15 protein-coding genes are annotated in these 15,761 nt (G+C 63.1%); 14 read left to right on the plus strand and 1 reads right to left on the minus strand.

The genetic code is table 11. From position 1 onward, the window contains the following. The first annotated feature begins 325 nt into the window (after nt 1-325). From WT53_RS29840 to WT53_RS29880, 9 genes are all read left to right on the plus strand, one after another. Entirely contained in the window at nt 326-3,211 is a 2,886-nt protein-coding gene (locus WT53_RS29840) for a type VI secretion system Vgr family protein (RefSeq protein ID WP_230624967.1), read from the plus strand. A gap of 35 nt (nt 3,212-3,246) precedes the next feature. Next, nucleotides 3,247-5,322, plus strand: a complete 2,076-nt coding sequence (locus WT53_RS29845) for a phospholipase D-like domain-containing protein (RefSeq protein ID WP_034209311.1) — start codon at nt 3,247-3,249, stop codon at nt 5,320-5,322. A gap of 107 nt (nt 5,323-5,429) precedes the next feature. Continuing rightward, nucleotides 5,430-6,992: a tetratricopeptide repeat protein gene (locus tag WT53_RS29850; protein ID WP_034209310.1), complete on the plus strand. Its 1,563-nt coding sequence runs from the start codon at nt 5,430-5,432 to the stop codon at nt 6,990-6,992. Between the two features lie 10 nt (nt 6,993-7,002). Then, on the plus strand, nt 7,003-7,305 hold the full coding sequence (locus WT53_RS29855; protein WP_034209309.1) for a hypothetical protein: 303 nt from the start codon (nt 7,003-7,005) through the stop codon (nt 7,303-7,305). Then, on the plus strand, nt 7,302-7,805 hold the full coding sequence (locus tag WT53_RS29860; protein ID WP_034209308.1) for a pentapeptide repeat-containing protein: 504 nt from the start codon (nt 7,302-7,304) through the stop codon (nt 7,803-7,805). The genes WT53_RS29855 and WT53_RS29860 overlap by 4 nt, the downstream gene beginning before the upstream one ends. 675 nt (nt 7,806-8,480) lie before the next feature. Then, on the plus strand, nt 8,481-9,122 hold the full coding sequence (locus tag WT53_RS29865) for a hypothetical protein (protein WP_060262553.1): 642 nt from the start codon (nt 8,481-8,483) through the stop codon (nt 9,120-9,122). A gap of 79 nt (nt 9,123-9,201) precedes the next feature. Beyond that, nucleotides 9,202-9,537 (plus strand): RebB family R body protein, encoded by a 336-nt coding sequence (locus tag WT53_RS29870; protein ID WP_034209306.1) that lies wholly within the window; start codon nt 9,202-9,204, stop codon nt 9,535-9,537. Between the two features lie 190 nt (nt 9,538-9,727). Continuing rightward, the gene (locus WT53_RS29875) at nt 9,728-10,078 is read left to right on the plus strand and encodes a RebB family R body protein (protein ID WP_034209305.1); all 351 of its coding nucleotides are present in this window, start codon (nt 9,728-9,730) and stop codon (nt 10,076-10,078) included. Nucleotides 10,079-10,252: 174 nt separating this feature from the next. Next, entirely contained in the window at nt 10,253-10,576 is a 324-nt protein-coding gene (locus tag WT53_RS29880; RefSeq protein WP_034209304.1) for a RebB family R body protein, read from the plus strand. Between the two features lie 86 nt (nt 10,577-10,662). Here WT53_RS29880 and WT53_RS29885 read toward each other — a convergent pair whose 3' ends face one another. Continuing rightward, on the minus strand, nt 10,663-11,337 hold the full coding sequence (locus WT53_RS29885; RefSeq protein WP_034209303.1) for a Crp/Fnr family transcriptional regulator: 675 nt from the start codon (nt 11,335-11,337) through the stop codon (nt 10,663-10,665). Between the two features lie 382 nt (nt 11,338-11,719). On the opposite strand from WT53_RS29885, the gene WT53_RS29890 reads away from it, so the two are divergent. The 5 genes from WT53_RS29890 (at nt 11,720) to WT53_RS29910 (ending at nt 15,681) form a co-directional block, all read left to right on the plus strand. Further along, on the plus strand, nt 11,720-12,307 hold the full coding sequence (locus tag WT53_RS29890; RefSeq protein WP_257127890.1) for an RNA polymerase sigma factor: 588 nt from the start codon (nt 11,720-11,722) through the stop codon (nt 12,305-12,307). 114 nt (nt 12,308-12,421) lie between these two features. Next, nucleotides 12,422-12,715, plus strand: coding sequence for a RebB family R body protein (locus tag WT53_RS29895; RefSeq protein WP_034209497.1), 294 nt, complete (start codon nt 12,422-12,424; stop codon nt 12,713-12,715). Nucleotides 12,716-12,744: 29 nt separating this feature from the next. Continuing rightward, nucleotides 12,745-13,356, plus strand: a complete 612-nt coding sequence (locus tag WT53_RS29900; RefSeq protein WP_034209301.1) for a hypothetical protein — start codon at nt 12,745-12,747, stop codon at nt 13,354-13,356. Nucleotides 13,357-13,586: 230 nt separating this feature from the next. Next, a complete protein-coding gene (locus WT53_RS29905) occupies nt 13,587-14,033 on the plus strand; it encodes a hypothetical protein (RefSeq protein ID WP_034209300.1) in 447 nt (148 codons plus the stop codon). Nucleotides 14,034-14,358: 325 nt separating this feature from the next. After that, nucleotides 14,359-15,681 (plus strand): NAD(P)/FAD-dependent oxidoreductase, encoded by a 1,323-nt coding sequence (locus WT53_RS29910; protein WP_034209299.1) that lies wholly within the window; start codon nt 14,359-14,361, stop codon nt 15,679-15,681. The last annotated feature ends 80 nt before the right edge of the window (nt 15,682-15,761 follow it).

A 15,761-nucleotide genomic window follows, 5' to 3' on the forward strand; every position in this document is an offset into this window, starting at 1 on the left:
CGGGCAATGGGCGGGGCGGTATGTGCCGGGATATGGAGGCGTTTACCGTCGCTCACCCGAAAGAACGTAAAAAATTAATAAAATCAATGAATTGATATTTAATTGTTGAAGGGGTCGGATTGACCGATTGTGTGCGCCGCGGTCACGCCATGGACGCCGATGAGACCCATGGCGTTCTCTGCGGCTTCGGTCGAGTGATTGCGCGCTGTTTAGCATGGTGCGATTGTCTTCGTATGAACGTTGCATTTAGAATCGGTGACCAAACAACCAAGCGCGCAGGTGACTCGGCGATCTGAGAGCGCCGTTTCCGAATGCCCATCTATAAGTGAACGTGACCGAAATGCTGCGCGCCTTCGTTGGCACGCTCGATCAGAACAAACGTGCGATCCGGTTTCATTGGGGCCGTCACCAGGATGCGCTGGCGCATGTCCTGGTACCGCAGAGCATCGATTTGACGGAGGGCCTCTGTGTCGGCCTCGAAGGGCACCTGACCTGCTTGTCGTCACGCCCGGATCTGCCGCTCTCTGCATTTTTGGGGTTGCCGCTTTCGGTGCAACTGATGACGGATCGAGGCAAGCCATATCCGATCAACGGGATCATCACGGATGTCCGCGCCGGTCAATCGGACGGTTCCCTTACGTGCGTGCAACTGACATTGAGAGATGCGCTGGGTATTCTCGATCAGCGGATCAACAGCAGAACGTTTCGTTCGATGAGTGTCCCGGACATTCTGGAGACGCTGCTGCACGAATGGCAGCAACGCAGCTCCGCGTTGGCGCAGGCTTTCGATTTCGAACTCGTGCTGGATCGCAATCAGTATCCAAAGCGCGAGCAGACGCGCCAGGCGGGCGAATCGGATGCGGCGTTCATTCGCCGGTTGTGTCGACGCGACGGCATTTTCTGGTACGCCCGGGCAGGCAAGCATGACGGTGCGGCCACGGACACGCCGGTCCATACGCTCGTGTTCTGTGACGATCCGACGAAGCTGCCGCAGGCGGCGGCAGGCCAAGTGCCTTACCACCGCGGTACGCAGTCGCGGGAGCGTGACTCGGTCACGCTATGGTCCACGGCCCGTGCATTGACGCCCGGAAGCGTGCGGCGCGCCAGTTGGGATTACAAGACCGGCAGGATGGCGCAGTCCGAACAGGAGACGATCGTCGATCACGGCGAGGCAGGCAACGATCTCGCGAAGCTGCTGGCCGACTCGGTCATCGACGTTCCGCATGCGGCGGACTCGGATGCCGACCACGAGCGTCTGGCGAAGGCTCGCATTCTGGCACATGAGCATCGCGCCGAATGCGTGCATGCGTCGAGCGACGTCCGGGATGTCTCGCCGGGTTTCTGGTTCACGCTGCGTGGGCATCCGGAGCTCGATACCCGGCCCGAGGAGCAGCGGCAGTTCGTCGTTACCAGCTTGCACCACCGGGCCACCAACAATTTTTCGAAGGCGCTCGACGAGCGAGCCCAGGCGCTGTTTGCCGCGAGTCGCTGGAGTTTCGACGCGTTGCCGGTCGAAGAGGGTACCGGGGTTCGCTACGAGAACACATTCATTTGCGTGCGCCGCGGTGTGCCGCTGACGCCAGCGTACGATCCGCGCGTCGATTTGCCGGCTGTGCATCCGTTTACCGCGAAAGTGGTTGGCCAAGCCGGCGAGGAAGTGCACTGCGACGAATTGGGGCGCATCAAGGTGCAGATTCTCGGTTTGCGCGGGGACGATCATGCCCACGCGCAAGGTGCCGGCACCAGCGGAACCGAGCGGGACAGCGCGTGGGTGAGATGGGTCAGCCCCTGGGCCGGCCCGAACTACGGCATGGACATGCTGCCGCGCGCGGGAATGGAGGTGCTGATCGACCATTTGCACGGCGACCCCGACAAGATGGTCGTGACCGGGGTGCTGCACGGCGGTCCCAACATGCCGACCACGTTCAGCCACACCGGTTCGCTTCCGGGCAATCGCTATCTATCCGGCATCAAGACCAAGGAGATCAAGGCGGATCGCTACAACCAGCTGCGTTTCGACGATACGCCCGGCCAGATCAGCAGCCAGCTTGCCAGCGAACACACCTATACCCAGCTGAACCTGGGCTACCTGACGGAGCCTCGTAACGATGGCAAAGGGGCGCCTCGTGGCGACGGTTTGGAGGCCAGAACCGATGCCCAGGCGGTCATTCGCGCCGCGAAGGGCGTCTACGTGACCGCGCAGCAGCAGGGGCGTGCCGAAGGCAAGATGCTTGAACGTACGGCATTGCAGACGTTGATCGAACAATTGCAGGAACTGGTACGGAACCTCGGCGATGCGTCCGCTGCGAACGACGCTGACAATACCGACCTCGCACGCATCGAGAAGATCACATCGCAGATCAAGGGCTGGGATGCTGGCAGCAACGTTGACCAGGGCGGCGGCGGCTCCGGCGGCGCGCCGATGGTGGCAATCGAGGGGCCGGCCGGCGTGACCGTCGCGAGCCAGGACGCCATGGTGCTCGGGGCGCAGACCAACATCGATGCAGTGAGTGCCGGCAACACGCAAATCAGCGCGGGGCGCCGCCTGTTGATGCGCGTCGGAGACTGGATGAGCGCGTTCGCGGCCAAGGGAATGACGCTGGTCACGGCAGACGGGAAGCTGCGGATCGAGGCGCACAAGGAGGATGTGGTGGTGAAGGCCGCCAAGCGCATCATCCTGGAGGCAGGCGAAGAAATCGTGTTCCGCTCGCCGAAGGTCAATACCCAGGCGAGCGACGAAGCGTCGATCAACGGCGGGTCGAGCTACAGCCAGTGGAATGGCGGCGGCGTTGTGCATGGCACGAGCGGCGTATGGCGCGAACATGCGGCGTCGCACAGTCTCGTCGGGCCGGACAACAAGGCTGTGAAAGCGCCCGATCCCCTGACCTTCAAGGAGTTGGAGCAACAGGACAGCCTCGCGGTAGTGCTCCGTTCCCACCCGAACGATGGCCGGCCGCTTGCCTATGAGCCGTACACGCTTTACAAGGGAGCGGCCAAGATTGCGGACGGCGTGACCGACGAGCATGGTCAACTGATCATCGCGAATCACCAGAAGGGTACGTCTTCCTATACGGTCAAGCTGCACAATGGGCACGAGATCGAGGTGCCCGTGATGGAAGGAGGGTTGAGCGACGACGATCAACTGGCCGCACAGGGATGGCGGGCGGTCGACGGCGATCCGGAATCGCGCCAGCGCCACGCAGAGGGCTGACCGACGATTTGCTGCAGTTTTCGACGAGAAACGTGATGTCCGATACCAATACCCAAAACAAATCGAAGGCGCCGGTCGATGTCTGCAAGCGTCAGACGGTCGCTAGTGCGCAGTGGTTTCTGGAAAAGCAGGCGGACTACTACGCGCCGCCTTATGAAAAGAATAATCTCGACGTATTCATTTGCGGCGAGGACGCATTCATGCAGATTGCAGCCGACTTGAAGGCCGCCAAGCATAGTGTCGAAATCATTTGCTGGGGTTTCGACCCGGGCATGGAACTGATCCGCAAGGGCACGGTTTGGCCGCGAGGAGATACCTGGGGCGGTCTGCTGCGCGATGTAGCCGCCGGGAAATTCAACAACGGCAAGCCGGTGCAAGTGCGTTTGCTCTCGTGGTATGGCTTCATCGGTAGTCTCGGTTCGAACAATATGCCGGGCCACAGCAGCGGTCGTTTGAACTATGAAGAAAAGATGGCCATGATGGTCGGCGCCGCGGGTGGCATCTATTTGCCAACCGACAAGCCACCTCAACCGCAGACGCCTCAGGAGCGACGTGAGGACTTCAATGCGCGGTGGTACGACGATGCGTTTGCCGGGCGATTCCCCACCCTGTCGGTTCGTACCCGAGATGGCAATAGCAAAGCGGTTCACGAAAGTCTGGCGGGCGAGCCGGGTAAACGCGATTTCACGGAAGTGTTGGGTCTGGAGAAAGTGGCCACGGATCACCAGAAGACCATTCTGATTGACTACGAGTACGATGGCGGTGCGCACGCAGTAGGCTATGTAATGGGCTTGAACAGCGTGACCGACTATTGGGACACACAGCAACACCTTTTCTTCGATCCACGTCGCGGTGAGTCATGGGAGGGGGCGAACGACGCTCAACCGGGTCTGAAGCCTTTCCAGGATTACGCTAGCCGTATTAGAGGTGAAGCGTTGGTGGCGGTGAGCAAGAACTTCACCGACGCGTGGAATCGCGCCAAGGGCAAGGGTGCGAATATCTCGAGAACGCACGATTTCAAAAAAGTACCGGCGGGCCTGACGCGGAATCTCGGTACGCCGTGTCAACGGGCGCAAGTCGTCCGAACGCAGCCCGAAGAAAAGGACAAATCCATCAAGGCGTTGTACGAGCAGGCGACGTCCTTTGCAAGAAGCTATATCTACGTCGAGAATCAGTATTTTCAATATACGGAATGGCCGAATAAGCTGAAGGAGTGGCGAACCGAGTTCCTTGCGTGCAGCCAGTCAGCCGGACGGAAGCCGTCGGACATACCGAACCTGCACGTGATGGTTGTCATTCCGACACCCGAGCGGATACAAATGGTGCCGCGTACGCACGATACGGTTAAGGTTCTGGGGCACGGTACCTCCATGCCTAATCAGGACAAGGCAGTCGAGGATGAGCTCGCCCGCAACCGGCGGCAGCAAACGGAGTGGGACGCCTATGTCAAGCGGCAGAAGGCGAGCGGCGGGAGAATCGATCCCGATCTTTACCCGGCACCGCTTTCGCCCGCGGCGCAAAGCGCCAAGGACCTTGGCGATAAGGCGTCTCTTGCTAAATCGCTCGATCAAATGGGCATTCGCACGCTGGTGGGTAGCCTGTGGGCCTTCGACCGCAATTGGCGCAATTCCAAGTTGAATACCGAGACGGCGAAGCAGCAGGCTGATTGGGATGAATATGTGAAGAAGCAGCAAGCCAAGGGCGAATTGCCCGATCCGGACCGAGCGCCGATGCTGCCGCTGTCGGCACAGTTGATTGCGGCCCGGTACAGAGAAATCTATATCCACAGCAAGTTGCTGCTGATAGACGATAGTTTCTTCACGCTCGGTAGCGCCAACCTGAATTTACGGAGCATGGCGGTTGATGCGGAGATCAATGTGGGCAGTGATGATCGTGCCAAGAGTACCGATTTGCGTAAGCGGGTTTGGAAGCTTCATACCGGCGGCAAACATGATGGTGGCGACGGTAGTCCCGATGCAATCAAGGAAACATTCATGAAGTGGCAGAAGCTCATGGATTCGAACGTCATGCAAAGAAAGAGAGGTCTGGATCTGTCGGGCTTCCTGATGGCGTTCCAAGACGAGCGCACGTCAAGCGTTCGGCTGGCTTAATGCGCGTCCCAATCATGCGAGTTTTGATGAGTTCTACAACGTCCAAGCGTTTGCGCCTGGCGGGCGCGTTTTCTCTTTCTTTGTTTTTTGCATGTACGGCCTGCTCGATGAACGATTCCCTGCCGCGAAATATGTCGCTCGACGCTTTCAATCCACATCGCGAATCGTTTGATTGCGTGCACGAAGCTGCCGTGGTTCCGCCTGTTGATCCGGAGGCCGATCGCTGGAATCAGCAGGCGATGAAAATGACGAGCGCGTTGCTGTGGCCAAACCAGCGTGATTATGCGGGTGCCGTCGCGCTGTGGACCAAGGCTGCCGAGCGCAAGCACTGGAAAGCCATGCTGAACCTTGCAAATGCCTATGCTCAGGGGCTGGGTGTCGACCGCAACAGTGAGCGTGCCGTGCAGATCACCGAGCAGGCGATGAAACTGGGTATTCCTGCTGCCTACGATCTGATGGGGACTTATTACATGAACGGGGTTGGGGTAAAGCAGGATTCCAGCCGTGCGTTCGCATTCTGGCAACTTGCTGCGGACAAAGGCAGCCCGAGCGCCATGGCTTATTTGGGTAGCAAGCTTGACGCAGTCTACGACGACCCGAAGTCGGGCTTCTGGGGAAATCGAAAGGTTGCACTCAAAATGCTTGAATGCGGTTTCGCTCAAGGTAATGGAGATGCAGCATATGCTCTCGGAACAACGCTCGTCGGTTCCGATAAATCGCTCGGTGAAGACAACGCGCAAGCCCTCAAGGTTCTGCATGAAGGCGTGAAATACGGGAGTGCCAAGAGCGCGGCGTATCTGTTCGGTGCGTTTGACGACGGCGATCCCGTGGTCGGCAATGTGAAGGATCGTGCCCGTGCCGAGCGCTACAGTGTCCTTGCCGATCGTCTCGAGCGCGACCCCGACCTGCGTCTGCCGAATCTGGACAAGGTCGTGCCGCTACCGCCCACCAAGCTGCCCAAGTGGGATGGCAACAAGGAGATGTTGATCGACGCGGCGAAGGCGGTGACGTCCATGCCGGTGTCGCCGGTCAAACCCGCGGCGCATCCCGCGTCTCTGCGTACGGGGCGCGCCTATGTGCCCGACGGCTATATGCTGCCGGAGAGGCCGCAGGTCGCCGTTCCTCCACAGGCGGAAACGACGGCCGCTCCTGTCGGTGGTTACTGGCTCGCTCAACTGAAATATCCGACCACCGAACGCCATTTCGCATGGAATGCGGCTCAGGTACCGATGCATTACCGGAACGAGGAACTGTTCGATCGGAGCCGCCCCGGTTTGATGCCCGAGGACGGTCGGATCTTCTTCCACTATGTCGGGGATGCGATTCCGATGCCTGTGCAGCCGGTGGAATCGCATCCGCGTGTGACGCAGGGTATTGCGCGCGTCGCCGAATTTCCCGACCCGGCCATCCGGTGTCGCGGCACACGCACGTGCCCGGTGACGGGCATCTGGCAGGCCGGTGTGGCAGACGATCATCATCGGGCGGCCACGTTCAATCAGTGGTATCGCCAGGCCTACGTGTTGCAGGGTGATGCGTTCCCCGACCCACGGGCCATGCATCTGGACGTATCGCCGGCGGACGTGACGTGGACGTGGTGGAACGAAGCCAATCACCTTGGATTCGCGAAGCTGCCTCAGGTCAGCGTCGGCAACCCTTCCGAGAACGCTTGACGGAGCAGAGATGCGTAAATCGACGATTGCCGCTACGGTGTGTGTCGGAGGGCTGATCCTGGCTGCCTGGGGCGCGATTGCAACAATGGGGGCCGTGGCGCAGATCAGCGGAGGTAGCTACGGTTCGCACGATGTAAGCGATTTCGCGATCGAGAACTTCCTGTTTCTCGGTCCGCTGCTTGCGTTGGGTGGTCTGGTCGCATGGTTCGCCAGCCGAGATTCGGCAACATCCGACGACGATGGTGATGAGCAACCGTCGGGCAAGGATGAGCGCAATCCGGCTGCTCCCGCGCACCGGGACGCAGGCCAATGAGCAGTGCCGAAATAATCCACAAGCACGATCAGTGGCGCAAGGGCGTGGGCGGCATGCCTGCGGGACTGTCTGGTCAGGCGGACAGCTCTGCCTATGCCGGCCTCGATCTGGGTCTCGCGCAATTTGTCGGTAGCAGTTTCAGCGGCAGCAGTTTCACCGGAACGTCATTCCGGCAGGCCGGCTGGACGGGTTGCCGGTTCTCGGCGTGCACGTTCACCGGTTGCGATTTTGCGGAGATTGCGATTTCCGGATGCACATTCGTTGATTGCAGCTTCAACGACGCTGCTTTTCAGGGCAGCGCTTTCAACGACGTGAAATTTCTCGGATGCAAGTGGAACGGTGTCAGGTTCGACGGCAACACGTGGCATTCGGTGCAGGTACTGAACTGTACCGGCACCACGATGGAAGCTCACGGCCTCAAGGGGCTCGACGTCGACTTCACCGGAAGCTATTTCGAGCATCTGGCCTTCGAGGATACGGAAATCAACGGCGGGCATTGAGTCGAGATTGCCTTCGTTGCGGGTTTCGTCGACGTAGCGGCAAGTCGGCCCGCGATGGTTACTCTCTGCGTACTCGGTCGCGTACCGCAGCGCTACTGAAAATGGCGCTCCGTCGGATCAGCGTGCGCGCATGCTTGGCACCATCCCCAAACCGCCCGATATCGGCTCGTCGATACCAGAAAAAAACATCATTCCGCGTAAAGAAGCATGCCAGCGATCGGGTGCAGCCGCCCGCCGATCGCCCGCCGCAACGCGCTTGTGCGTACCAAAGGTGTCCGTTCAATGTCGCTAAGGGGGCAGGTGGACTGATTTGGGTTCCTGATACTTGAAAGAATTGTCGGGAACAGTCGCGGCCGCGCGTGTGCTGTCCGCCCGCTCGAACGGCATGTAGTTCGACCAATGCGCGCCTTCTCGCGCGTCCGGACGCCGGCGACCTCGGAATCCTCGCGCACGCCGCCCGCCCGCGGTGCCGACCGACTTCACAGCCCCCTCGCACGGTTCGTCCCTGCAACAGTCCCGCCGAAATTTCCGGCCGGGCCGTCGCACATCCCTTTCCCGGAGAACCCCATGCGATATCCCTTGCAGCATACCGACCAGCCCGTCGTCGCGCGGCGCCCATCCGAACCGGAACCTCACGCACCCGCGCCGCGGGCGAATCTCGAGGAGGTATGAGCCATGAGCAACGACACACTCGCCCCCCTGCTGCGCCAGATCGCGGAGAAGCGCCTGGGCCGGTCGCTCGAGCCGGGCGATGAACAGGCATTGCTCGCGCGGCTGTCGAGCGGGCAGGGGAACCCGTCGGCGCCCGCCGCTGGCCCGGCCACGCAGGCGAGCGCCGCGAAGCCACCCTTGCCGCAGTTGAAAACCCGGCGCGAAGCGCGCGAACAGATCAAGCATTTTCTGCAGCTCAACCAGCAAAAGGCGTACGAGAAGATGCGCGGCATCCTGCAGACGATCGACATGCAGAACGAGACGACCCTCGGCATGCTGGCATCGGAACAGCAGAAGGTGTCGGGCGTACTCGATGCCCACACACCGAACGACGACGCGCAGGCCTCCGGCGCGGCGGAGATCCAGGACAGCACGCGCGAGGCGCTGATGATGATCGGGGAACAGCTAACGGGCCTGATTCGGCAGGAAATCGAAACCTGCTTCCGCCAATACGGCGATGCGCTCGCCGAACGGCTTGCCGAACGGCTCGCCGTCAGGCTCGACGCGATGGAGGACAGGTTGCGAACCATCGGCGCCGATCCGGCCGAACCGTCCGAACCCGCCGCCGCCGTTCACGATACGCCCGGCCCAGCGTCCATGGAGTAGCACGCGGGTCATGCGGCCGAACGCGGAACCGGCCGGCCCCATGTGCGACCTCTCAACTACGTGAACCAAGGAGCTACAAATGGCTGATACGTGTCAAGTGTGCCAGGTCAATCCCGCGATTACCGACGCGGTCACACAGGTCAACGTCAAGGTGGTCGCGGAAGCGCCGGCAATGGCGATGGGCTCGCTGTACCAGGCCCAGAGCCACTCGCTCAGCATCCTGTTCGAGAACGCGGTGCAGCAGCAGTCGCAGGCCGCGATCCAGTCGCAAACGTCGACGAACGTGGGGACGATGCAGCTCTACACGATCGGGCCGGAAAGCGCGGGCGCGGCCGCCACGGAGATCGGCGCGAACGGGATCATTTCCATTCTGGCCGACGTGATCGCGATCGGGAAGGCAGTGACCAAGCAGTAAGGCCTCATCGCAGCGCCGCGGTCGAGCGGCGGCGCAGGCGGCACGCGCCGCCGATACCGCCGCCGCGCCGCGGAGTCGCAGCATGACCGCCGGTGCCTGACCCACGGTGCCGTGCGGTGTTCCGGAGCAAACGACGGAGCGGGCAGAGCCGATTCGATGCGGTGTCCGCTCGACAACCAGGAGAAATACGATGCCGAATGACGCAAACGACCAGAAGGACCCCTGCAAGACTTGTACGGTCAACGCCGCGATCACCGACGCGGTCACGCAGACCAACGTCAAGGTGGTCGGCGAAGCGCCGGCGATGGCAACGGGCTCGCTGTACCAGGCCCAGAGCCATTCGCTCAGCGTGCTCTTCGAGAACGCCGTGCAGCAGCAGTCGCAGTCCGCGGTGCAACTGCCGACCTCGACGAACGTGGGCACGATGCAGCTGTACACGCTCGGGCCGGCGAGCGCCGGCGCCGCCGCGACGGAAATCGGCTCGAACGGCGTGCTGTCCGTACTGGCCGACGTGCTCGCGCTCGGCAAGGCGCTGGCCTGACGCGTAAGCCGGCGTCGGCGCCGGGCGGCGGTCCCGCGGTGGCTGCCGCCCGGCGCCCGACGTCGTGTCGACGCCCGTGGCGGCGGGACGCCCCGCCGCGCATCGACGGCGCCGACCGACCCCCCGACGCCTTCATGACTGCGCCTCGGCGGCGCGCACACCAGGAGCAACGACATGCCGGAACAGGTTTCCCCTGCGATGACCGATGCAGTCACGCAAGCCAACGTCAAGGTGGTGGGCGAAGCGCCCGCCGTGGCCTTGGGCACGCTCATGCAGTCGAACAGCCATGCGTCCGCGATCCTGCTTCACAACGCGGTGCAGATGCAGGCGAACCAGGCGGCGTCCAATCTTGCCGCCACGACCGTCGGCATCATGCAACTCTATGCCGGCTCGCCGGTGGCGCTGGCCAGCGCGGCGCGGTCGGCGAACGACAACTTCGTATCGCAACTGGCCGCCGTCGCGCAGTTGATGAACGCCATCGGCCACGGGCGCGGCTGACCCGCGGCTGACCGTTACGGCGCGCCGCGCAACCCACCTGCCCGCACGGCGGCGCTGCATGACGCATGCGCTTGCCGGGGCGGGTGTCAATTGGCGTCGGCGATGGTCCGGAGCCGCTCCGGTTTCTCGATCGTCACGCCGTGTTCGTGTAGCCGGATCAGGCCGTCGCGCTGCATCTTCTGCAGGCTGCTGTTCAGCCGCGGCCGGCTGACGTTGAGCATCGCGGCGAGGATGCTCTGGCTCTCCGGCAGCGGCACCTCGAGACCATTCCCTTGCATGCGATTCAGCAGATGGCGCGCGAGCCGTGCTTCGAGCCGGTACAGGCACGCCGACTCGACGAAGTCGCTCAACTGGTGAATGTGCCGGCACAGCTGGTCGTGGACGCGCGCCATGAATTCCGCGTTGGCCTGCAGCGGCGCGAAGTGCTGGCGATGCAGCAGCAAGACGCGGCAGTCGGCACTCAACTGGGCGGTGAAGCTGCGCCGGTGCGCGCGAATCAGCGTGTTTTCGCCGATGAGGTCGCCCGGTATGGCGTGGCCGAGAATGATCTCGCGGCCGCCGGGTTCGTGCAGCGTCTTGTAGACGCGGCCATGGCGCACGAACGCGATGAAATCCTCCGGATCGCCCTTGAAGAACAACAGGCGATTGCCGTGTTCGGGCCAGGGCGTGACGTGCCGCTCGATGTGGGTGAGCAGACTGTCCGGGAGATCGGTCAGTATCGGTATATTGCGCAGCGTTTGAGCGTCAGCAAGGGCAGGCATGTTTTCCGCGCGAGGTTGTTTGACGATGCGGCCACCTAGCGAAAAACGCTGCCTTCGGCATTACGTGAAAAATGAATAACGAAAGTATTGAAATAATCGGCAGGCAATCCGGACAAGGCGGCATTTCGGCGGCAAGCGCGCTGGATCGACCGACATGAAAAGCAGCATGCCGACGCACGGACGCATCGCGGCGGTAGTCGTTCTTTTTCATCGCAATGCCGTTATTCGGTCAGGCCCGACGGCGTATCTGAAACGACGGATCGGGCTATGCCGGTGAATTAAAATTTCCGTTCATAATAATCAAGAAAATTTACCGAAACCGATTATCGTTATATCGGTGTTACGCGGGTAACAGCGCCATTCCCGGTGTCGAATCGATTCTGTGTTTTCCATAAAAAAAGGAAGACACGGGATGACAACCTCGAACCAGCACGCTGCCCCGACGCCCGAGTCTTCGGCGCAGCAGCTCGATCGCACGTGGCGGGAAATGCAGGGGAAATTGCGGCGTCGCGCGCGCCTGTTGTGCAAGGGCGATATTCACCGTGCCGACGAACTGCTTTCCGATACCGCACTCAAGGTTCACATTTACCTGCAGCGCTCGCCCGAACGCGTTCGCAACCTCGCGGGCTTTCTCTTTCTGGCGCTGAATCACGCATTCCTCGATGGCGCGCGCCGCCGTCTGCGCGAAAGCGGCATGCTCGAATTCGACCCGGCCTGGGACGACGATCACGCCGTCGAGCTGGCCGGCCACGCGCCGTCTGTGGAGCAGCAACTGCTGCTTCGGCAGCAGCTGCTGCGCCTCGAGCGGGCGCTGTCGATGCTCTCCCCGCAGCAGCAAATGCTGTTCACGCTGAAGTTCGAGGAGGACCGACCTTATCTGCACATCGCCGCGACGCTCGGGATCAACGAGCCGCTTGCCAGAAAACGCGTCGAGCTGTTGCGCAAGAAGTTGCGCGAGGAACTCGCGTGAGCGCGTTCACGAATGCCGGTAGCCAGCGTTCCTGACTGCATGCACGGCGTCGATGGCCTGCCGGCCCGCCCGTTCCTTCAATCGCATGCCGGAGCCGAGATCCGAGGAGGCCTCGTGGCAGACAAAGTCAATGAGCAGATTACCGACGCGCTGACGCAGACCAACGTGAACGTCGTCGCGGGATCGCCGGCCCAGGCGCTGGGCATGCTTTACCAGATGTTCAGCCAGGCCGTCGGCATCTCGGCGCAGAACATGACGCAGCAGCAGGCGGCGCTGAACCAGATTTCGAACGCCGTCGTGTCGAAGGCGGTGGCCATGATCCTGTCCGTCGAGGCGTCGCCGAAGCCGCCATCGGGCGGCGCGGCGCTGCCCGCGGCGGCCGGGCCGCAGACGGGCCCCACGCATTAGGACGCGACGACTATCGGGACACCTAAGTCATGAACATGAAAGGTCTTTTGGATGGACGCGGAACAGGCGCGACGCAAGCGCCGGATGACGTCGCTAACGCCGCAGCCGAAGCGACGACGCAGGCCGATGCCGCGCCGCACGCCGCTGCTTCGGCAGCCGGCAAGCGTGCATGGCCGATCAACCGGCTGCGCAGGTTCACCGATGCGCTGAAGGCGCCGGACCAGATCGCGGGTGCGACCGGGGGCGCCCCGTCGGCGCTGAAGACCGTGCAGGCGATCAACGCGGAGGCGGCGTCCTACGCGACGACGCAGATATCCGTCGGCCCGAACATGATGATCACGCAGGCAGGCGGCATGGTCGCGCAGGCCGCGGCCAACTACTTCGAAGCGTCGACGTCGCTGGCGATCGCGGGCAAGAGCGTGCTGATGAAGGATCTGGCGCAGAAGACCATCGACGAGGACGTGAAAGGCATGGCGATGGATGCGGTGGGTCTGCTGTTGACGGACCTGTTCGTCGCGACCGCGGCGGTCGTCGCGGGCGCCGCGGAGGCGATCGAAGGCGAGGCCGCGAGCGTCGCGCTCGACAGGATCGACGAGAGCCTGCAGAAGTATCAGGCGTTGCTGGACAAGAAGGGCACGTAGCGCACCTGGCGCACGCAGCGCGCGGCGCCGATGACGAACGTCGCGGGCCATCGCGTCGTGTGAACCGCGGGGCGATCGCCTGCCGCGCGTGCGGCGACACAGTATCGATCGACACGACCCGCCGGACCGTCCGGGCCGATGCGGGATGTGAGCGGCGGGCACGACGCACGTTCCGGTTGAACGCGTCGCGGCCTGCTACCGGCAGTCCTGTCCAGTCATGAGGGGAACCCATGTCCTACATCATTGAGAACGTACGCGGTCCCGCGCCGCTGCGGGTTGGCGAGCGCAAATGGGGCGATGCGACGGAGATCGATTTCGGCGCGATGACGAGCTGCATCGCGCTCGTCGAGCAGACGCCGGGCCAGCCGACACTGGTGCGCGGGATCCATCTGTCTATCGTCGGAGACGGCGGCACGAACGTCTACGACACGGCCGCGGATGTCGCCGGGCAGGTCGAGACGATCATGCAGCAAAGCGGCGACATGCGAGCGTGCGTCGGGCGCATCGACCTCTGGCAGGCCAGCACGTCGCAAAAGGTGCAGGATTTCTTCGTCGCGTTGATGATGAGCCTCGACATGATCGACTGGGTGCAGGTGCCGGACGGCAACCTGCGGGTGCGGATCCACGGCGGCGTGATGCAGTATCAAAAGGGCACCGACGCCTGGACCGACGTGTAGTCGGCACCGTCCGTGCAAACCGGCGCCCGCGATGCGCGCGGGCGCCGGCGACATATCGTTCGATGGTGCCGACTATCGAGTCGCTCGCGTCGACGCATCCGTTTTTTCGGCTCCGATACGTGGGTGTCGGACGGCTCCCTGCCGGCATGCCGCTTCGGACTGCGTGCACGCACGTCGCCCGCCACCGGCCCACGCCCCAGCTTTTTGCTCGTCAACACCAACAAAAAACCTCGTTTCGCCCCACGCAGCCTGTCAGCAGAATGTCTCCATTCCCGCTCACGCGACCCCGCGCGTCGCATGAGCCGCACTTCAGAAGGAGACAGCCGTGGCAGTCGAAACAACCGCAATCGATACGCTCGTCGTCGGCGCCGGGCAGGCCGGCGTGGCCATGAGCGAGCATCTGGGCAAGCTGGGCGTGCCCCACCTCGTGCTGGAGCGCGACCGTATTGCCGAACGCTGGCGCACCGGGCGCTGGGATTCGCTGGTCGCGAACGGCCCCGCCTGGCACGACCGGTTCCCGGGCCTCGAATTCGACGGTCTCGATCCCGACGCGTTCGCATCGAAGGACCAGGTCGCGGACTACTTCGAAGCGTATGCGCGCAAGTTCGACGCGCCGATCCGCACCGGCGTCGAAGTGAAGAACGTGGTGCGCAACACGGGCAAGCCGGGCTTCGTCGTCGAGACGTCCGACGGCACGATCGAGGCGAACCGCGTGGTGGTCGCGACGGGGCCGTTCCAGCGCCCGGTGATTCCGCCGATCGCGCCGGACGACGCGCGCGTCGTGCAGATTCACTCCGCCGACTATCGCAACCCGGGCCAGCTTCCGGCCGGCGCGGTGCTGGTGGTCGGCGCGGGTTCGTCGGGCGTGCAGATCGCCGACGAGCTGCAGCGTGCGGGCCGGCAGGTTTACCTGTCGGTCGGGCCGCACGATCGCCCGCCGCGTGCGTATCGCGGCCGCGACTTCTGCTGGTGGCTCGGCGTGCTCGGCGAATGGGACAAGGAAGTCGCGACACCCGGCCGCGAACACGTGACGATCGCGGTGAGCGGTGCACGCGGCGGCCATACGGTCGATTTCCGCGCGCTCGCGAACCAGGGCGTGACGCTGGTCGGGCTGACGAAGTCGTTCGACGGCGGCGTGGCCGTGTTCGAACGCGATCTCGCGTCCAATCTCGCGCGCGGCGACGAGAACTACCTGTCGCTGCTCGACGCGGCCGACGCGTATGCGGCCCGCAACGGCCTCGACTTGCCGGAAGAGCCGGACGCACGGCGCATCCTGCCGGATCCCGACTGCGTGGCGCATCCGATCCTCACGCTCGATCTCGCCGTCGCAGGCATCACGTCGATCGTCTGGGCCACGGGCTACGCGGTCGACTACGGCTGGCTGAACGTCGACGCGTTCGGGCCGAACGGCAAGCCGCAGCACCAGCGCGGCGTGTCGAAGGAGCCGGGCATCTATTTCCTCGGGCTGCCTTGGCTGTCGCGACGCGGCTCCAGCTTCATCTGGGGCGTGTGGCACGACGCGAAGCACATCGCCGATCACATCGTCACGCAGCGCAAGTACCTCGCGTATCACGACGCGTCGCAGCGCCGCGCAGCCGCGCAAGCGGTGCGGCTCGACACACGCCTGCTCGCCGAAGCGGCGAACTGATCGCCTGACGAACAGACCCATCCCGCCGCGTCGCGACGGCTTCCGGCGCGGCGGGCGACCCCACCGACACTCGAAGGATC

Source organism: Burkholderia sp. MSMB2157WGS, from assembly GCF_001532755.1.
In the GTDB taxonomy this organism is placed as follows: domain Bacteria; phylum Pseudomonadota; class Gammaproteobacteria; order Burkholderiales; family Burkholderiaceae; genus Burkholderia.